The 17550-nt window shown below is 71.7% G+C and carries 16 protein-coding genes and 1 pseudogene; 11 read left to right on the forward strand and 6 right to left on the reverse strand.

Annotated elements, in window-relative coordinates; genetic code table 11:
* Nucleotides 1-124 precede the first annotated feature (124 nt).
* From ACWGKJ_RS19990 to ACWGKJ_RS20010, 5 genes are read left to right on the forward strand one after another with little or no spacing between them, the layout of a single operon-like run.
* Complete coding sequence (locus ACWGKJ_RS19990) at nucleotides 125-1705, forward strand: ATP-binding protein (RefSeq protein ID WP_385019047.1); 1581 nt, start codon at nucleotides 125-127, stop codon at nucleotides 1703-1705.
* On the forward strand, nucleotides 1702-2109 hold the full coding sequence (locus tag ACWGKJ_RS19995; protein WP_266851262.1) for a roadblock/LC7 domain-containing protein: 408 nt from the start codon (nucleotides 1702-1704) through the stop codon (nucleotides 2107-2109). The genes ACWGKJ_RS19990 and ACWGKJ_RS19995 overlap by 4 nt, the downstream gene beginning before the upstream one ends.
* The gene (locus ACWGKJ_RS20000; protein WP_385019050.1) at nucleotides 2106-2480 is read left to right on the forward strand and encodes a DUF742 domain-containing protein; all 375 of its coding nucleotides are present in this window, start codon (nucleotides 2106-2108) and stop codon (nucleotides 2478-2480) included. The genes ACWGKJ_RS19995 and ACWGKJ_RS20000 overlap by 4 nt, the downstream gene beginning before the upstream one ends.
* Nucleotides 2461-3093, forward strand: a complete 633-nt coding sequence (locus ACWGKJ_RS20005) for a GTP-binding protein (RefSeq protein WP_385019052.1) — start codon at nucleotides 2461-2463, stop codon at nucleotides 3091-3093. Before ACWGKJ_RS20000 ends, ACWGKJ_RS20005 begins: the two co-directional genes overlap by 20 nt.
* A 46-nt stretch (nucleotides 3094-3139) precedes the next feature.
* Complete coding sequence (locus ACWGKJ_RS20010) at nucleotides 3140-4675, forward strand: cytochrome P450 (RefSeq protein ID WP_385019054.1); 1536 nt, start codon at nucleotides 3140-3142, stop codon at nucleotides 4673-4675.
* Here the strand turns inward: ACWGKJ_RS20010 and ACWGKJ_RS20015 are convergent.
* Both ACWGKJ_RS20015 and ACWGKJ_RS20020 read right to left on the reverse strand, forming a co-directional pair.
* Nucleotides 4669-5754, reverse strand: coding sequence for a terpene synthase family protein (locus ACWGKJ_RS20015; protein ID WP_385019056.1), 1086 nt, complete (start codon nucleotides 5752-5754; stop codon nucleotides 4669-4671). The two genes, ACWGKJ_RS20010 and ACWGKJ_RS20015, sit on opposite strands and share 7 nt — an antisense overlap.
* A gap of 184 nt (nucleotides 5755-5938) precedes the next feature.
* Nucleotides 5939-6916, reverse strand: a complete 978-nt coding sequence (locus tag ACWGKJ_RS20020; RefSeq protein WP_385019058.1) for a fibronectin type III domain-containing protein — start codon at nucleotides 6914-6916, stop codon at nucleotides 5939-5941.
* 163 nt (nucleotides 6917-7079) lie between these two features.
* Here ACWGKJ_RS20020 and ACWGKJ_RS20025 point away from each other — a divergent pair, with 163 nt between their 5' ends.
* A complete protein-coding gene (locus ACWGKJ_RS20025) occupies nucleotides 7080-9260 on the forward strand; it encodes an alpha-galactosidase (protein WP_385019060.1) in 2181 nt (726 codons plus the stop codon).
* Here the strand turns inward: ACWGKJ_RS20025 and ACWGKJ_RS20030 are convergent.
* A complete protein-coding gene (locus tag ACWGKJ_RS20030) occupies nucleotides 9181-10365 on the reverse strand; it encodes a DMT family transporter (RefSeq protein WP_385019062.1) in 1185 nt (394 codons plus the stop codon). The genes ACWGKJ_RS20025 and ACWGKJ_RS20030 overlap by 80 nt on opposite strands.
* Before the next feature lie 367 nt (nucleotides 10366-10732).
* Here ACWGKJ_RS20030 and ACWGKJ_RS20035 point away from each other — a divergent pair, with 367 nt between their 5' ends.
* Nucleotides 10733-11383 (forward strand): TetR/AcrR family transcriptional regulator, encoded by a 651-nt coding sequence (locus ACWGKJ_RS20035; RefSeq protein ID WP_385019064.1) that lies wholly within the window; start codon nucleotides 10733-10735, stop codon nucleotides 11381-11383.
* 196 nt (nucleotides 11384-11579) lie between these two features.
* On the opposite strand, the gene ACWGKJ_RS20040 is transcribed toward ACWGKJ_RS20035, so the two are convergent.
* Both ACWGKJ_RS20040 and ACWGKJ_RS20045 read right to left on the reverse strand, forming a co-directional pair.
* A complete protein-coding gene (locus ACWGKJ_RS20040) occupies nucleotides 11580-11873 on the reverse strand; it encodes a YciI family protein (RefSeq protein WP_385019100.1) in 294 nt (97 codons plus the stop codon).
* A gap of 117 nt (nucleotides 11874-11990) precedes the next feature.
* A pseudogene (locus ACWGKJ_RS20045) lies at nucleotides 11991-12815 on the reverse strand (N-acetyltransferase family protein); the annotation flags it as partial.
* A gap of 279 nt (nucleotides 12816-13094) precedes the next feature.
* Here ACWGKJ_RS20045 and ACWGKJ_RS20050 point away from each other — a divergent pair.
* Nucleotides 13095-13556, forward strand: a complete 462-nt coding sequence (locus ACWGKJ_RS20050; protein ID WP_385019066.1) for a YchJ family protein — start codon at nucleotides 13095-13097, stop codon at nucleotides 13554-13556.
* A 42-nt stretch (nucleotides 13557-13598) separates the two neighbouring features.
* On the opposite strand, the gene ACWGKJ_RS20055 is transcribed toward ACWGKJ_RS20050, so the two are convergent.
* The gene (locus tag ACWGKJ_RS20055) at nucleotides 13599-13994 is read right to left on the reverse strand and encodes a ribonuclease domain-containing protein (RefSeq protein WP_385019068.1); all 396 of its coding nucleotides are present in this window, start codon (nucleotides 13992-13994) and stop codon (nucleotides 13599-13601) included.
* Between the two features lie 337 nt (nucleotides 13995-14331).
* Here ACWGKJ_RS20055 and tdh point away from each other — a divergent pair, with 337 nt between their 5' ends.
* From tdh to ACWGKJ_RS20070, 3 genes are read left to right on the forward strand one after another with little or no spacing between them, the layout of a single operon-like run.
* Nucleotides 14332-15360, forward strand: a complete 1029-nt coding sequence (tdh, locus tag ACWGKJ_RS20060; RefSeq protein ID WP_385019070.1) for an L-threonine 3-dehydrogenase — start codon at nucleotides 14332-14334, stop codon at nucleotides 15358-15360.
* A 39-nt stretch (nucleotides 15361-15399) separates the two neighbouring features.
* Nucleotides 15400-16587 carry a glycine C-acetyltransferase gene (locus ACWGKJ_RS20065; protein ID WP_385019072.1) on the forward strand — a complete coding sequence of 396 codons (1188 nt, stop codon included), beginning with the start codon at nucleotides 15400-15402 and terminating at the stop codon, nucleotides 16585-16587.
* Complete coding sequence (locus ACWGKJ_RS20070) at nucleotides 16584-17498, forward strand: LysR family transcriptional regulator (protein WP_385019074.1); 915 nt, start codon at nucleotides 16584-16586, stop codon at nucleotides 17496-17498. Before ACWGKJ_RS20065 ends, ACWGKJ_RS20070 begins: the two co-directional genes overlap by 4 nt.
* Nucleotides 17499-17550 lie beyond the last annotated feature (52 nt).

Genomic DNA, 17550 nt, shown 5'->3' on the forward strand with positions numbered 1-17550 from the left:
CGCCGCGGTGTTCTGATCGGGCTACGCTCGCTCATTGTGAGTTGAGATGACATGTATTCATGCACTTGTTCCCACATGTCTTGATAGTTCGATTCTCCCCACCGTCAACTGCCAGAGGGATCACATGGTTCGCGTTGAGGCGCCTCCAACCGATCGGACAGCGCCACTGGTCCGTGCGCTGCTGCTCTCCGTCGTCACGACGTCGGCAGCCACGGCCGTCGGCGCGCTCGCGGCCGACCGGGCCGCCCGGATACCCCTTGTCTGGGCCGGCGTACTGGCCACCGTCGTCATCGCCGTACTCGTCACCGCACTCGTCCGCCGCGCATCGGCGACCCGCGCGCTCCACCGGGCCTACGGCGAACGGCTGGCGTTCCTGGAGCAGCGGCTCGCCGCGCACGACGCGGAGACCGTACGGCTCGCCAAGGAGCTGATGCCCGCCGCGATCCACCGGCTCAAGCACGGTGAGTCGCCCCAGGAGGTCATGCGCATCCTCGTCGACAACAGCGAGATGTACCGCGACCTCCCCGCCGCGCAGCGCGAGATCCTCGCCTCCCTGCTGAAGATCGTCGACGACGAGGAGTCGCAGCGTGAGGGTGCGCAGTTCGCGTTCGTCGGCATCGCCCGCCGCGTCCAGGCCATCGTCCACCAGCAGGCCGCCGAGCTGCGGGAGATGGAGGAGGACCACGGCCGCCAGCCCGAGGTCTTCGACGACCTGCTCAGGCTCGACCACGGCAACGCGCTCATCGGGCGTCTCGCCGACAGCATCTCGGTACTGGGCGGCGCCCGGCCGGGGCGCCAGTGGCCCAAGCCCGTACCGCTGTTCAGCGTGTTGCGCGGGGCGATGTCCCGCATCCTGGAGTACCCGCGGGTCGATCTGCACTCCATCGCCAAGGTCGCCATCGTCGGCCCGGCCGTCGAGCCGCTGATCCACGCGGTCGCCGAACTCCTCGACAACGCGACCCGCTACTCGCCCCCGCAGACCCGCGTCCATGTCACCGCGGTCGAGGTGCAGACCGGGATCGCCGTCGAGATCGAGGACGGCGGGGTCAGCCTCAGCGAGGAGGCCCGCAAGCGTGCCGAGGGCATGCTGATCAAGGCGCAGGCCGGAGCCGACCTGAACAACCTGGGCGAGTCGCCCCGGCTCGGCATGGCCGTCGTCGGCCGGCTCAGCCAGATGTACAACCTCAAGGTCGCACTGCGGCAGTCGGCCTACGGCGGCGTCCGTGCGGTACTGATCGTGCCCCGCGAGATGATCACCACAGGCCCGGCACCCGGGATCGCACACGGAATCGGTGCGGCCGGACAGCCCCGCACCGGAGCGGACACGGACATCGGCGCGTTCGCCGACCGGGTCCCCTCCAGGGCGCCGCGCAAGGCCACCGCGCCGAAGCGCCCCGCCCCGGCGGCGCTGTCGATGGAGGACGACGTACCGGTGGTGACCGAGTGGACCCCGAACGGGCTGCCGCAGCGCCGTAGCCGGCTGCGTACGTCCTTCGGCTCCGAGCAGGCGCCGGTGCCCGCCCCGGCGCCCGAGCCCGACCCGTACACGCCCCGGGCGCCCGAGCAGGAGCAGCAAGCGGAGAAGGAGGAGCCCCAGCCGGGAATCTGGCTGGAGGCCTTCACCAAGGCGGCCAACGGAGTGCCGCAGGAACCGTCGCCTGTCGGAGAGACCGGCGATCAGTGGGACAAGGGGGACCTGGCGTGATTCAGCAACTGGGCAGCATGGACTGGATGCTCAAGGAGCTGGCCGACGGGGTCCCCGGGATTCAGCAGATCGTGGTGCTCTCGGCGGACGGCCTGCGGATCGCCCGCCACGGCGGTGACCCGGACGGCGCCGACCGGCTCGCCGCGGCCTGCGCCGGATTGCAGAGCCTGGCCGCCGCTGTCGCCACCGAGATCCCGGACAGCGACGGCAGAATGCGGCTCGTCGTCATCGAGATCACCGGCGGGTTCTTCTATCTGATGGCCGCGGGCACCGGCTCCTATCTCGCCGTCCTCACCGATGAACGGGTCGAGGCCGGCCTGGTCGGCGCGCAGATGCGCGACATGGTGGTACGGATCGGCGCCCATCTGGCCAGCCCGCCGCGCCACGACGGGAAGGCCGGATGAATTCGCCGCCCCGCAGAGAACGCCGGAAGGCAGAACCGGACACGGGGGACCCGGAACGGCTCTACGTCATCACCGGCGGGCCGGACGGCGGCGAACGGGCCGCGCTCGACCTGGTCACCATCGTGGTGTCCCGTGCCGAGCCGTCCCCGACCGTCCAGCCGGAACAGGCCGCGATCGTACGGCTGTGCACGTCGCCGTTGTCCGTGGCCGAGATCTCCGCCTATCTGCGCCTGCCGTTCAGCGTGGTGACCGCGCTGCTGACCGATCTCCTCGCGGCCGAACTGGTCGAGTCGCGCGCGCCCATCGTCCGGGCCGCGCTGCCGGACCGGGCCCTTCTCGAAGCGGTGATGCATGGACTCCAGAAGCTCTGACACGATCGCAGGCCCCAGGAGGGAAGACGTACTGCCCGACACGGCGACGGCCGCGGTCAAGATCGTGATCGTCGGCGGGTTCGGGGTCGGCAAGACGACGATGGTGCGATCGGTGAGCGAGATCCGCCCGCTGACCACCGAGGAGACGATGACCCAGGCCGGGGTCGGCGTCGACGACAACTCCGGTGTGGAGAGCAAGACCGCCACCACCGTAGCGATGGACTTCGGCCGGATCAGCATCAGCGAACAACTCGTGCTCTACCTCTTCGGCACACCCGGCCAGGAACGCTTCTGGTTCCTGTGGAACGGCCTCTTCGAGGGCGCGCTCGGCGCCGTCGTCCTGGTCGACACCCGCAGGCTGGAGGTCAGCTTCGACGTGATCGGCAGGCTTGAGGAGCGCGGTGTGCCGTTCATCGTCGCCATCAACACCTTCCCGGACGCCCCGCGCCACCGACTGGAGGCGCTGCGGGCCGCACTCGACCTGCCCGACGAGATCCCCATCGTGGACTGCGACGCACGTCAGCGCGGATCCAGCCGCGACACCCTGATGGCCCTCATGCGCTATCTGCACTCCCTCGCCATGCGACGCGCCCAGCAGCCGTCCGGCCGATGACCCCGGACGCCCCCACCGTCCCCCGTCCGTACGTATTGGAGTGACCGTGACAACCCCCTTCGACCAACAGCCCGGCACCGGCGCGGCAGTCCCGCCGCCGCAGTGTCCGGCCCACGGGCTCGGGCCCGGCGGGCTGCGCCGGCTGTACGGGACCGAGGCAGAGCAGGACCCGATGGGCCTGTACGAGAAGCTGCGTGCCGAGCACGGCCCGGTGGCGCCCGTACTCCTGCACGGCGACGTCCCCGCCTGGCTGGTGCTCGGCCACAGCGAGAACCTGTACATGACCCGTACGCCCTCGCTCTTCTCCCGTGACTCACGCCGCTGGCGCGCCATCCAGGACGGCACGGCGGCCCCCGACCACCCGCTCGCGCCGATCTTCACCTGGCAGCCGATCTGTGTCTTCGCGGACGGCGCCGAACACGAGCGGCTGCGCGGCGCGGTCACCGACGCGATGGCGCACATCGACACCCGCAGCACCCGCCGCTTCATCAACCGCTACAGCAACCGGCTGGTGAACGACTTCTGCCAGGACGGCAAGGCCGATCTCGTCAGCCGGTTCGCCGAACACCTGCCGATGATGGTGATGTGTCAGATCCTCGGTATGCCCGAGGAGTACAGCGAACGGCTGGTGGAGGCCGCCCGCGACATGATCAAGGGCACCGAGACCGCCATCGTGAGCAACGCCTATGTGATGGCGGCGCTCAACCGGCTGGTGGCCCAACGCCGTTCCGCCCCGCAGGAGGACTTCGCCAGCCGGCTCATCGCCCACCCGGCGGGGCTCACCGACGACGAGGTGAGCCAGCACATGCGGCTGGTGCTCATCGCCGCCTACGAGACCACCGCGAACCTGATCGCCAATGTGCTGCGCATGGTCCTCACCGACCCCCGGTTCAGGGCCCAGTTGAGCGGCGGCCATATGACGGTGCCCGAGGCGGTCGAGCAGACGCTCTGGGACGAGCCGCCCTTCACCACGATCTTCGGCCGCTGGGCGGTCGGTGACACGGAGCTGGGCGGCCAGCGGATCAGGGCGGGGGACGCCCTGGTCGTGGGGATCGCCGCCGCCAACATCGATCCGGTCGTACGCCCCGACCCGGCCGCCTCCATGCAGGGCAACCGGGCCCATCTCGCCTTCAGCGGCGGTGCGCACGAGTGCCCCGGGCAGGACATCGGGCGGGCCATCGCGGATGTCGGGGTCGACGCGCTGCTGATGCGGCTCCCCGATGTGGAACTGGCCCTGGACGAGCACGAGCTGAGCTGGACCGGCTCGCTGATGTCCCGTCACCTGGACCAGCTGCCCGTGACGTTCGCGCCGCGCCCGCCCCAGGACATCATGGTGGCGCCGTCGCCAGCGGCGATGCCGCCGCCCCGTACCGACTGGGAGGTCACCTCACAGCCGCCGACCACACCGCCGGTCGTGCCGCAGCAGGCGCCGCCGCCGGTCCAGGCGACGCCGGCCGGGGCAAATCCGGCTGGTACGACGCCGGTTCAGGAGCCGCCGCCCGGTGCGGCGGTACCGGCCCAGCGCGGACCGGCACCACAGCGGCTCTGGCGCGCGCTGACGAGCTGGTGGCGCGGCTACTGACCGTCGTCGAGCTGGTCCCACCACCAGGAGACGGACGCCAGCGGAAGCGGGTCCTGGTCCACCACGGCCGGGAGCCGCTTCCACCAGGAGTCCGGCCCGGTGGCGGGGGCGCCCGGCACGGTGTACCGGGGGCAGACCGAGGCCCAGTCCAGATGGCCGCGCACGAACTGGCCCAACCCGTCGACATAGCGGCTCAGTTGGGGACCGGCGTCCCGCAGTGCCCGCTCCCGCAGCCGCATGAAGAGCACCATCACCCGGTCGCGCATCACCACGGCCTCCTGCTGGGCGCGCAGGGCATCGATGCCGTACTCCTGGGCCAGTACGTCGATCAGGTTCAGATCGTCGTCGGCCCGCAGGAGTTCCTTGTTACGGGAGTAGAGGTCGTTGTCCCAGCTGACCAGGGTCCAGGTGATCTCGGTCAGCGCACGTATCCGGGGGTCCTCCAGCTCCTCGTCGGTGAGGGTCAGCCCTCCGGCGATCTCGATCATCGCGGTGGAGGGTGCCATCCCTATGGCCCGCATCCAGAGGGTGACGTAGTCGTCCAGGGGCGGCAGGCCGGGGCTGCTGCGCCAGGACGCCTCCCAGACGAGCCCGGAGGTGTAGACGCGCATGGCGTCGGTCCAGCGGCGCAGCTGGACGGGGGTCGCGTGCCGGGCGAGGTCGAGCCTGATGGACCGCAGTGCGGCCGTGCGCGCCGACTCGCCGGGTGACGGCGTCGCGTACGGGGCCTCGACGGCGCGCATGATGCGGCCGGTCTCCTGGGCGAGCAGGCCGGCGGTGGCGTAGGACTCGTCGCACAGTCCGTCGTCGAGCGAGAACAGCACGGCGTGCAGCCGGGCCATCAGGGTGAGTGGCTCGATCCGTCCGTACGGCATGGTCGACGCGGTGAGACCGCCGAAGTCGCAGAGGGTCAGCCGGCGGCGCTGCTGCTCGTCGGTGTCCAGGTTCTGCTGCAGCATCCACCGTACGGTCGCCTCATTGAGCGACGCCTTCGCGGGGTGGGTGTCGGGCGGCACCGGGCAGTAGAAAGGCGCTGCTGGGAGCTGTTGAACCAGCCGTTGGTGCGGGGCGATGGTCATGATCAGCCTCCAAGTGCGGAATGCCTGACTGTGCGCTGGAGCGTAAGCGCCCACGCCCGATCGTTGTTTACCATACAACTAGCAGGCCAGTGACCTCAATTGATCAATAATTGTCTTGATTCGAATCTAGCGCAGGTGTGTTCCGCGGTCGACACTCCGCGGCCCGCTGTGTGTGCGGGCCCGGTCAGAAAGTGACCACTCGCTCGGCCGAGAACGTGCCCCAGTCGCCGTCGGGGAGCTTGGCACGGATCCGCACCCGGTAGACCGTGCCCGGCTTCTCGGGTGCCGCGAAGGTGTACGTGGCCGTGTGCCGCGGCGCGTCCGCGCCCCAGGCGATCGTGGTGGTGAGCCGGGATCCGAGATACATCTGGTACTCCGTGACCTCGCCGCCCGTGTCCGGCACGGTCCAGGAGAGCCGGACGCTGCGAACGCCTTTCCGTACCCGGGGTGTTGCGTGGAAGCCGGTCGGTGCGGTGGCGGGGGGCCGGCCGGGTGCCGAAGCCGTCGTCAGATCGGCGCCGCCGCTGGGCGCGGACGAGTTGTCGGCGCCGTCCCGTGCTCGCACGGTGAAGGTGTAGACCGTGGCCGGCCGTAGTCCGGTGATCCGTGCCGTGGTGAGGCCGCCGGACACGGTGTGGATCTTCGACTGGCCCTGGTAGATGTCGTACGACGTCACACGGACGTTGTCGCGGGAGCGGGACCAGGAGAGCGTGGCGGCATGGGCGCCTTCCGCGACGGCCCGCAGATGTCCCGGCCGGGACGGCGCGCGGTGGTCGTCGGGGACCCGGGCGGGAAGCGTCACGCGGACCGCCCGGCTGAGGGGCGAGAGGCGGCCCGCCGAGTTCCTGGCCCGGACCCTGAACTCATAGGCGGTGGAGGGCTTCAGGCCGCTGATGTCCACCATGGTCGTGGTGGCCGGGACGCTCTTGGCCATGCTGTCGGCGCTGAAGATCTCATAGGCCGTGATCTTCTCGGCGGCCGGGTCCGGCTGCCACATCACATGGGCGGAATCGGCACTGCTCGCCTGCACCGACACACCGCCCGGCGCTGACGGACTTGGGGTGTGCGCCGCCGTGCCACCGCTCCCGCCGCACCCGCCGAGCAGGAGGCAGCCGGTGATGACGGCGGCGGCGAACGGGGCGGGGCCTGAGTGACGGTGCACGGTGTCCGGTCTCCGTCCGACGGGAATGGTCTAGACATATATGGCACACCGCGCGACGCGCGACAAGGGGTCGGTGGGGCGGGGGACGCGTACGGGGACCGGGTCCGGGGCACCGATGACCTTCCCGGGACGGGCCCGGGAAGAGCGGAGAGGATGCTCCCGTATGACCCGTACCGCACCCAGGACCGTCCAACTGCGCGCAGCCGGCGTCGGACTCGTTGTCGAGCTGTCCGCTCCGCTGCCCCGCATCCTGCACTGGGGTGAGGATCTGGGCGGGCTCACCGACGAGGAGTGTGCCGCCCTCGCGCTCACCGCCGACGGCGCGGTACTCCACAACTCGCTCGACGGACCAAGGCAGTTCACCGTCTGGCCCACCGAGGCCGACGGCTGGTCCGGCACCCCCGCCCACCAGGGCCATCTGGCCGGGACCGCCACCACACCCAAGCCCCGCCTCGTCGCCGCCGACGAGAGCGACGGCGAACTGGTCGTCCGGCTCGCCGACGACGGCGCCGGCCTCGATCTCACCCTGGTCTACCGGCTCGATCCCTCCGGGGTCCTGGCGGTACGGACCACGGTCGCCCGGCGCCCGGACACGGACCCCGCGCCGTACGACCTCGGTGCCGTCACCACGCTGCTGCCGCTGCCGCGCAGGGCCGCCGAGATCCTCGACTTCACCGGCCGGTGGTGCCGCGAGAGGTCCCCGCAGCGCAGGCCGCTCGGGCACGGCAGCCATGTCAGGGAACAGCGCCGGGGAAGGACCGGCCACGACGCCCCGCATCTCCTGACGGTCGGGGTGCCCGGCTTCGGGTTCCGCACCGGCGAGGTATGGGGCGTCCACATCGGCTGGAGCGGGAACCAGCGCTGGCTGGCCGAGCGGCTGCCCGAGGGCGCCGGGGCCCACGCCTCCGTGCTCGGCGGCGGCGAACTGCTCGCGCCCGGTGAGATACGGCTGGCGCCGGGGGAGACGTACACCTCGCCGGTCTGCTGGTTCGGCTGGTCCGGGTCCGGGCTCGACGGGCTCGCCGACCGCTTCCATACGCTGCTCAGGGCCCGGCCCTCGCATCCGGGGACTCCGCGGCCGCTGACCCTGAACAGCTGGGAGGCGGTGTACTTCGACCACCGGCCCGAGCGCCTCATCGCCCTGGCCGACACGGCGGCCGACATCGGAGTGGAGCGGTTCGTGCTGGACGACGGCTGGTTCCTCGGCCGGCGGGACGACACCGCGGGGCTCGGGGACTGGACCGTCGACCCTTCGGTGTGGCCCGACGGGCTGACTCCGCTGGCCGACCGGGTGCATGCGCGCGGTATGCAGTTCGGCCTCTGGGTGGAGCCCGAGATGGTCAGCCTGGACTCGGAGCTGGCCCGCGCCCACCCCGGCTGGATCCTCGGGCCGGGCGCCGGACTCGGCCCGTCCTCCCGCCACCAGTACGCGCTCAATGTCGGGCACCCCGGGGCCTGGGCCTATCTGCTGGAGTCGCTCGACACCCTCATCACGCGCTACCGCGTCGACTACCTGAAGTGGGACCACAACCGCGATCTGCACGAGGCGGTCCACCGGGCGGCGGACGGCCGCGACCGGCCGGGTGTGCATGCCCAGACCGAGGCGCTGTACCGGCTGCTCGACGCGCTCAGGGAACGCCACCCCGGCCTGGAGATCGAGAGCTGCTCCAGCGGCGGGGCCCGTGCCGACCTGGGGGTCCTGGCTCATACGGACCGGGTGTGGGCGTCGGACTGCAACGACCCCGTCGAGCGCCAGGCCATCCAGCGCTGGACCGGCCAGCTGCTGCCGCCCGAGCTGATCGGCTCCCATGTGGGCGAGGCCCGCAGCCACACCACCGGGCGCCTCACGGACTCCTCCTTCCGGCTGCTCACCGCGCTGTTCGCACACGCCGGGATCGAGCGCGACCTCGGCGCCTGCTCACCGGATGAGCTGGCGGAGCTGAGGGCCTGGGGCGCTCTCTACAAGGAGCTGCGGCCGCTGCTGCACGGCGGGCGGGTGGTCCGCGCCGATCTCGGCGGCGGCGCCGCGCTGCTGCACGGGGTGGTGGCCCCGGACGGAAACGCGGCCGTCTACTGCTGGGCGCAGTCGGCCACATCGCCTGAGGCTCAGCCGGGCCGGGTCGCGCTGCCCGGCCTGGACCGTACGGGCAGCTATCGGGTCCGCGTCAGGAAGGAGGCCGGGCTGCCCTCGTTCCGTGAGGTGGCGGCGCCCGCGTGGGTCGCGGCGGCCCTGGACGGCTGGGTGACGCTGCCGGGCCCGGTACTCAGTGCGGCAGGGGTGCCGATGCCGGTGCTCGATCCGGGGCAGGCGCTGCTGATCGAGGTACGGCGGACGGCGCCGTAGCGGTCTGCGGCAGGCGGGTGACGGTGATCGGCAGTTCGGGCAGGGCGGGCGACGGCAGCAGGCGCAGCGGCTCGGCCGGAGCGGCTGACGGGGGTGCAGCCGAAGGGGGTACGGCCGACGGGGATGCGGCTGACCGGGACGGCGCCGACGAGGATGCGGCCGACCGGGATGCGCCCGGCGTGGAGGACGGCTCGGACGGAGCGGCCGGCGCGAGTGCGGCCGGTTCCGGTGACGGCGGTGCGGCCGGTGGGCGGTCCGCGGACTGCACCGCCGCGGCCTCCCGGGTCAGGAGGACCACGCCCCGGGCGGCGGCCGCCGCCCCCACCGCGGCCAGCAGGATCCCGACCGCGCCGCCCTGGAGGCGCTCACCCAGCAGGGCCAGGCCGATCACCGATGCGGCGACCGGGTTGGCGAGCGTGACCATGGCGAGCGGGGCACCGAGTCCGCCCCGGTACGCGGTCTGCGAGAGCAGCAGCCCGCCCACGGCGAAGGCCGCGACGAGCAGCGCCACGACGGCCGTACGCCAGCCGACCGCCGGACCGTGCGCGTGCTCGGTGACCGAGACCGTCACGGTCTGGGTGAGCGCCGAGGCGACGCCCGATACGATCCCGGACGCGGTGGCGAACCGCAGGCCGGAGCGGGCCCCGGGCCTGCCGGCGCGCCGCACGAGAGCTGCGACCAGGACGAGCGCCACTGCCGCGATCCCCAGCACCTCGGGGAGCGAGAGCGTCTCGTGCGGAGGTGTGCCCCCGGCAGCAAGGAGCAGTGCGGCCAGACCGAGCAGGGTGAGTACGGTGCCACGCCACTCGGTCCTGGCGACCCGGCGCCCGGCGAGGTGGGCGCCCAGCGGAACGGCCGCGACGAGGGTCAGCGCGCCGAGCGGCTGTACGAGGGTGAGCGACCCGTACTTCAGCGCCGCCACATGCAGCAAGGCCCCCGCCGCGTTGAGGCCGACCGCCCACCACCAGGCACCGTGGCCGAGCAGCCGCAGCAGACCGGAGCCCGGCCGGGTGCGGGACGCGAGGCGTTCCTGCGCGACCGCCGCCGTGGCATAGCCGACGGCGGACAGCAGGGAGAGGGCGACAGCGGCCAGGGTGGCGTTCACGGGCACGCTCCAGGGGTGGCGAGCGCACGGGCGGGCCCTGAGGAGGAGCTGCGGACGCGGTCCACGTCGTGGAACGCCGTGAGGGCACTCATCACCCCGACCCCTTCCCAGTGGGCAACGGAACTGTGCAACGGAACTGTGCAGCAGGACTGCGTAACTGGACTGCGTCACCGGACCGCGTACCGGAACCGCGTAGCGGCAACCGATGCGGGATCCGGTGGACCCGGATCACACTCATCGAAACGACAGTGTACCGAAACGACAGTGTACCGATACGGAGACGTATCGGTACACCAGCGTATCGGTACACTGGCGTATCGGTACGCTGAAGGACCGATGCTGCTCGTCACACCGAGAGGGAGAGCTCATGCCGCCCCAGGACTCCGCGACACCGTCCTCGCGCTCCAAGATCACACCGGAGCGTGAGCAGGAGTTCTTCGAGGCGGTGCTGGAACTGCTCCGCGAGGGTGGCTACGACGCGCTGACGATGGAGGGCGTCGCATCCCGGTCGCGCTGCGGGAAGTCCACGCTCTACCGGCAGTGGGGGAGCAAGCCGCAGCTGGTGGCCTGCGCGCTCCGCGGCACCCGTGGCGGAAACCTCACCAGCATCGACACCGGCACGCTCGCCGGGGACCTGCGGGAGGCCGCGCGGTTGCTGGGGGCGCATTCGGGTCGTGACACCCCGCTGATGCACGCGCTCAGCCACGCGGCCCTGCAGAACCCGGAGCTCCTGGAGGCGCTGCGCGAAGGGCTCGTCGAGCCGGCCGCTGCGGCGATCGACGCGATGGTCGCCCGCGCGGTGACCAGGGGCGAGGTCGCGGCGGACAACCCCGCCCTTGAGTTCGTCGCACCCCAGCTCATGGGGGCGATGCGGATCCGGCCGATGCTGACGGGCCACTACGGTGATGCCGAGTACCTCGTCCGCTTCATCGAGGGTGCGGTGCTCCCGGCGCTGGGGCCGGCGGGCTCCGCGGACCGGGAGATCCCGAAGGTGCCCGACCCCGCGAGCCCGGTCTGATGCACACAAGGAGGCCCGGGGGCTGAGGACTCCGGGTCCCGAAGACTGGCGGCCGTCGCCGAGCGGATGACGGCGGACCGCCTGCGCCGCACCGTGGGGACGGGGGCGGCGCGCTCCTCCGCCCGGAGCCAGGACCGCACAGCGGCCGGCTCCGGGCGGCGAGGGAGGCCGCCCTCCCGCCTGACCGGTCCGGGCTCTACAACTGCTGCCGGAAAGCGGCGAGTTCCGGTGCGGTCTTCGTCGCGATGAACTCGGTGATCCGGTAGGTGCAGACACCCCCGGTCACGAACGGGTCCTCCGCGGTGAGCTTCTCCACCGACGCACGGTCCGCTCCCACGGCGAGGATGATCCCGCCGTCCCGCGGGTTCTTCCGCCCCGACGCGATGAAGACGCCCGAGGCGTACGCGGCGTCCAGCCAGGCGACATGCTGGTCGAGGAGTGCGTCCACGCGCTCGATGGGGCCGGTGTAGGTCAATTCCAGTACGAACATGATCAGCAGGCTACGCCGCTCCCCCGAAGGGTCGGCGGTACGGTCGCCGCCCCCGCTCCGGCCCAGGTCGAGCTGGTACTCGGCCGTCCGGTGCGTCGGCAGATAGCCCAGGGCGTCGTTGACGGCCCGCATGGCCGGATTGTCGTCGGCGGTGTCGGTGAGCAGCGCGCCGAGCCCCGGGTGGCGTTCGCGGGTGCGGCGGATCGCCTCGGCCTTCATCCAGTACGCCAGTCCGCGCCCCCGGTGCTCGGGCAGGACGCCGGTGCCGTAGTGCTGGGCGTCGCCCGTCCCGCTGCCCGGGACGACCAGTTCGCTGAATCCGGCGATCGTGCCGTCCGACTCGTCCAGCACCGCCACCGTGTACAGCAGATCGCCCCGCTCGCGTACGACAGCGGCGGCCTCCCGGACGCGGTCCGCGTCCCAGACCACGGTGCCGTAGTCCGTCTCGCCCATCGGCATGTCGTCCATCGCGCGGTGCGCCGCCGCGAACGTGTCGGCCAGCTCGCCCGGGACCGTCCCGGCCCAGGACAGCAAATGGTAGCCGGGCCGGTCCTGCGCCACGATGCCCGCCAGGGCGGGGAGGTTCGCGCCGGCGAGCGGGAGCCGTGCGTAGGTGAGGCCAAGGACCCGGCGGAAGCCCCGGCCCGCGAGGAAGACCGCGCCGTCGGAACCGGCTGCCGCCTGGGCGATGACGGTGCTGCGGCCGTCATCGCGTACGGCGTCCACCGCCGTTTCGAGCAGCCGCGACCCGGTGCCCCTGCGCCGCTCGGCCGGGTGCACCTGGAGTTCCAGCTCGGCGAGATGGTCCTGGCCGGGCCTGGTGAACAGCCGCAGGAACAACGAGCCGACGGGGTTGCCGTCCGCGTCGGACGCCAGCCAGACCAGGCGGCGGTTCGACGGGCCACTCGCCGGATCGGACAGCGGAGTGATACGGACGGACACGGCAACTCCAGGGCGGGGCGGGCGGTTCGACGGGCCCGGTGAACCTAGTCACCGCCCTGCTCCTCGGCAAGCGGTTATCCACCCGGTACGGGAGCGTGCCGGTACGGGGATGTGGGGACGGCCGCGGTACGACTCCCCGGGGGGGATGCGTGAACAGGGCGCCGTGTCGAAGGCCCCGGGGACTCGCCGCGCCCAGGGGACTCACGGAGGAGTCGCCGACGAGCCGGGTACACGGAGCCCCGGCGCCGCCGGGTGCCGGCTGCGGGCAGAATGCAGGGTATGTCCCGACGTACCCCCCGCTCGCAGAGGCCGCAGCCGCCCCAGCGCATCCAGCGGTCGCCGCGGAGCCGGCCGGCCGCGGATGCACCCTGCCCCTGCGGTCTGCCCGCCCCGTACGGCGAGTGCTGCGGCCGCTTCCACAGCGGGCAGTCCGCCGCCCCCACGGCCGAGGCGCTGATGCGGTCCCGGTTCAGCGCGTTCGCCGTCGAGGACGCCGCGTATCTGCTGCGCAGCTGGCACCCGGGGACGAGGCCGCCCCGCGTCGACTTCGACGCGGGGCAGCGGTGGCAGCGCCTGGAGATCCTGGCGGCCACCGGGGGCACCGCCTTCCACACCACCGGCACGGTCACCTTCCGCGCCCACTGCACCGTCCGGGGAGAGCCCGGCGAACTGCGCGAGCACAGCAGGTTCGAGCGGTACGAGGGTGCCTGGGTGTACGTGGACGGGGACACGGAGGAGTGATCCGGCGGTCCGGCGGGGTGCGCGGGACGTCCGCCGCGGGGGTCAGCAGCCGAAGTCGACCTGCTTGAACGTGACGTAGTGGTCGGCCGTGTAGTAGTCCTCGGCGCTCTTCTCGCCGGTGATGATGCGGCGGGCCCCACGGGTCGAGCTGCCCGGTGTCTTCACCGTGTACTCGTGGTAGTAGCCGGTGGACTGCGACGGCAGGACGCCTTCCCGGTTCTGGAAGACGACCCCGTCCTGGGAGTACGGGAACGGGCCGTTGGTCTTGATGAGGTCCAGTGTGTCGTGCGCCTGGGAGGGGAGGGCGCCGTAACAGATGGTTCCGCTCACGGACGCGTGGGCTTCGGTCGCGAGGAACACGGTAGGCGTGACGACGATCGCGGTGGCGACGCCGACGGCAGCAGCACGAGTGCGCAACGCGCGTAGAGTGATTCGCATGGGTCCAGGATGAGGGCGCCTTGAGCTCAGCGGAAGAGGCATGATGAACCGTCACTTCCGCTTTACCCGGAGGCAATTGACCTCCACTGAACTTTCACCCGATACGCGCGCACCGGCCGGGCGCCGTGTGATTCCCGGCGCAGTCCGTGTGTCCTGCGAAGCGGCGCGGAGGGTGGGACAGGGGCAGCGGCGAGCGGACGGGCCGCGAACCGCCGGGCGCCGTGTGAAGCTCCGCTGTGGGCCCGCTTAAGAAATCCTCGATGGACTTGGCAGGCCGCGGCTCGGCAGATTGGTGCCCAGACCACCGCACATCACCGTCACGCCTGGAGCCGCCGCGATGAAGGCCCTTGTCAAGCAGCATGCCGAGCCCGGCCTCTGGCTCCTGGACGTACCCGAGCCCGAGCCCGGCCCCGGCGATGTGCTGATCAAGGTGGCGCGTACCGGTATCTGCGGTACGGACCTCCACATCCGCTCCTGGGACGGCTGGGCGCAGCAGGCCGTCACGACACCGCTGGTCCTGGGCCACGAGTTCGTCGGTGAGGTCGCCGAAGTCGGCGCCGATGTCTCCGACATCGCCGTCGGCGACCTGGTCAGTGGCGAGGGCCACCTCGTCTGCGGCAAGTGCCGCAACTGTCTCGCGGGCCGCCGGCACCTGTGCCGCTCCACGGTGGGCCTCGGCGTGGGGCGCGACGGCGCGTTCGCCGAGTACGTGGTGCTCCCCGCGTCCAACGTCTGGGTGCACCGCACCAAGGTCGACCTCGATGTCGCCGCGATCTTCGACCCGTTCGGCAACGCGGTCCACACCGCGCTCTCCTTCCCGCTGGTGGGTGAGGACGTGCTGATCACCGGCGCGGGCCCGATCGGCATCATGGCGGCGGCCGTGGCGAAGCACGCCGGTGCGCGCAACGTCGTGATCACCGATGTCAGCCCCTACCGCCTGGACCTGGCCCGCAAGGCCGGGGCGACCCTCGCGCTCAATGTCGCCGAGAGCGGCATCGCCGACGCGCAGCACAGCCTGGGCCTGCGGGAGGGCTTCGACATCGGCCTGGAGATGTCCGGGCGGCCCGAGGCCATGCGCGACATGGTGGACAACATGACGCACGGCGGCCGTATCGCGATGCTGGGGCTGCCCGCCGAGGAGTTCGCGGTCGACTGGGCGAAGATCGTCACCTCGATGATCACGGTCAAGGGCATCTACGGCCGGGAGATGTTCGAGACCTGGTACGCCATGACGGTGCTGCTCGAAGGCGGGCTCGACCTCTCCCCGGTGATCACCGGCAAGTACGCCTACCAGGACTTCGACGCGGCATTCGACGAAGCGGCCGGCGGCAACTGCGGCAAGATCATTCTCGACTGGACGGCCTGACCAGAACCTCCTGACCCGAACACCACGAGGAGCACCCTGATGTACGAGTCCGTCCGCGACGGTCTGCGCGCCACCCTCGACGAGATCACCGAAGCCGGTCTCTTCAAGCCCGAGCGCGTCATCACCACCCCGCAGAGCGCGGCCGTCGGCGTCGCGTCCGGCGAGGTGCTGAACTTCTGCGCCAACAACTACCTGGGCCTCGCCGACCACCCCGATGTGGTCGCCGCCGCCAAGGACGCACTGGACCGCTGGGGTTACGGCATGGCGTCCGTACGCTTCATCTGCGGCACCCAGGACGTTCACAAGCAGCTGGAACAGCGCCTCTCGGCCTTCCTCGGCCAGGAGGACACGATCCTCTACTCGTCCTGCTTCGACGCCAACGGCGGAGTCTTCGAGACGCTGCTCGGTCCCGAGGACGCGGTGATCTCCGACGCCCTCAACCACGCTTCCATCATCGACGGCATCCGCCTCTCCAAGGCCCGCCGCTTCCGCTACGCCAACCGCGACCTCGCCGACCTGGAGCAGCAGCTCAAGGCGGCGGCCGATGCCGGGGCACGCCGCCGGCTCATCGTGACCGACGGCGTGTTCTCGATGGACGGGTACGTCGCCCCGCTCGCCGAGATCTGCGATCTGGCCGACCGCTACGAGGCGATGGTCATGGTCGACGACTCGCACGCCGTCGGCTTCGTCGGCGCGGGCGGCCGCGGCACCCCCGAGCTGCACGGGGTGATGGACCGGATCGACATCATCACCGGCACCCTCGGCAAGGCGCTCGGCGGGGCCTCCGGCGGTTATGTCGCCGCCCGCGCCGAGATCGTCGCCCTGCTGCGCCAGCGCTCCCGCCCGTACCTCTTCTCGAACTCGCTGGCCCCGGTGATCGCCGCCGCCTCGCTGAAGGTCCTCGACCTGATCGAGTCCGCCGGTGAGCTGCGGGAGCGCCTGGACGCCAACACCCGGCTGTTCCGTACGAGGATGACCGAGGCGGGCTTCGAGATCCTGCCCGGCGACCACGCCATCGCCCCCGTGATGATCGGTGACGCGGCGGAGGCTGGCCGGATGGCCGAGCTGCTCCTGGAGCGCGGCGTCTATGTGATCGGCTTCTCCTACCCGGTGGTCCCGATGGGCAAGGCCCGCATCCGGGTGCAGCTCTCGGCCGCGCACTCCACCGCCGACGTCGAGCGGGCCGTGGCGGCGTTCATCGACGCACGGGCGACAATGGCAGGGTGATCGACCCCCGCCGCCTGCGCATTCTGCGGGCCGTGGCGGACCACCGTACGGTGACCGCCGCGGCCGCAGCGCTCTATCTGACCCCGTCCGCCGTCTCCCAGCAGCTCGCCGCGCTGGAGCAGGAGACCGGGCACGCGCTGCTCACCCGCAGCGGCCGCGGGGTACGTCTGACCGCCGCCGGTGAGATCCTGCTCACCCACGCCCACGCGGTCCTCGCCCAGCTGGAACGCGCCGAGGCCGAACTGGCGGCCTACGCGGGCGGCGCGTCCGGCGAGGTCACGGTCGCCGCCTTCGCGACCGGGATCGCCGAAGTGCTCGCCCCGGCCGTCCGGGACCTGGCCGGGCACAGCCCCGGCATCCGGGTCCGGGTCCGCGACTCCGAGGGCGACGAGAGCCTCACCCTGGTCCTGGACGGGGAGGCCGATCTCGCACTGGCCGTCGAGTACCGCGGTGCGCCCCGCGAGGACGACCGCAGGCTGGCCAGGGTTCCCCTGTACGCCGAGCCGTTCGACGCCGTACTGCCCGCGGGCGACCCGCTCGGCCAGGGGCCCCATGTGACCCTGGCCGAGCTGGCCGACAGCGAGTGGATCGGCCCCTATCCGGGCAACCCCTGCCATGACGTGGTGCTTCTGGCCTGCGAACGCGCCGGGTTCCAGCCCCGCCTCATGCACTCGTCGGACGACTTCAGAGCCGTAGTCGCGCTGGCCGGTGCGGGCGCCGGAGTGGCCCTGGTGCCCCGCTCCGCGCTGCGCGGGATGGAGCTGAAGGACACCGTGGTCCGCCCCGTGGAGGGCCCCGCCGCGACCCGCCGGGTGTTCGCCGCCGTACGCAGCGGCGCCGAGCACCACCCGCTGTTCCGGCCGCTGCTCGACGCGCTCGTCGCCGCTGCGGCCGGGCTGACCACGGGCTGACCGCGCACGGGCTGACCGCGGCCGTCGCAACCGGCCGCGGGCTCAGCCACGC

This window comes from Streptomyces sp. NPDC054757, from assembly GCF_053612185.1.

What these genes read in the sequence shown, in the direction of transcription:
- ACWGKJ_RS19990 (WP_385019047.1), top strand. Translation starts at nt 125, where the DNA reads ATGGTTCGCGTTGAGGCGCCTCCAACCGATCGGACAGCGCCACTGGTC.
- ACWGKJ_RS20000 (WP_385019050.1), top strand. Translation starts at nt 2,106, where the DNA reads ATGAATTCGCCGCCCCGCAGAGAACGCCGGAAGGCAGAACCGGACACG.
- ACWGKJ_RS20005 (WP_385019052.1), top strand. Translation starts at nt 2,461, where the DNA reads ATGGACTCCAGAAGCTCTGACACGATCGCAGGCCCCAGGAGGGAAGAC.
- ACWGKJ_RS20015 (WP_385019056.1), bottom strand. Translation starts at nt 5,754, where the DNA reads ATGACCATCGCCCCGCACCAACGGCTGGTTCAACAGCTCCCAGCAGCG.
- ACWGKJ_RS20025 (WP_385019060.1), top strand. Translation starts at nt 7,080, where the DNA reads ATGACCCGTACCGCACCCAGGACCGTCCAACTGCGCGCAGCCGGCGTC.
- ACWGKJ_RS20035 (WP_385019064.1), top strand. Translation starts at nt 10,733, where the DNA reads ATGCCGCCCCAGGACTCCGCGACACCGTCCTCGCGCTCCAAGATCACA.
- ACWGKJ_RS20040 (WP_385019100.1), bottom strand. Translation starts at nt 11,873, where the DNA reads ATGTTCGTACTGGAATTGACCTACACCGGCCCCATCGAGCGCGTGGAC.
- ACWGKJ_RS20050 (WP_385019066.1), top strand. Translation starts at nt 13,095, where the DNA reads ATGTCCCGACGTACCCCCCGCTCGCAGAGGCCGCAGCCGCCCCAGCGC.
- ACWGKJ_RS20055 (WP_385019068.1), bottom strand. Translation starts at nt 13,994, where the DNA reads ATGCGAATCACTCTACGCGCGTTGCGCACTCGTGCTGCTGCCGTCGGC.
- tdh (WP_385019070.1), top strand. Translation starts at nt 14,332, where the DNA reads ATGAAGGCCCTTGTCAAGCAGCATGCCGAGCCCGGCCTCTGGCTCCTG.
- ACWGKJ_RS20065 (WP_385019072.1), top strand. Translation starts at nt 15,400, where the DNA reads ATGTACGAGTCCGTCCGCGACGGTCTGCGCGCCACCCTCGACGAGATC.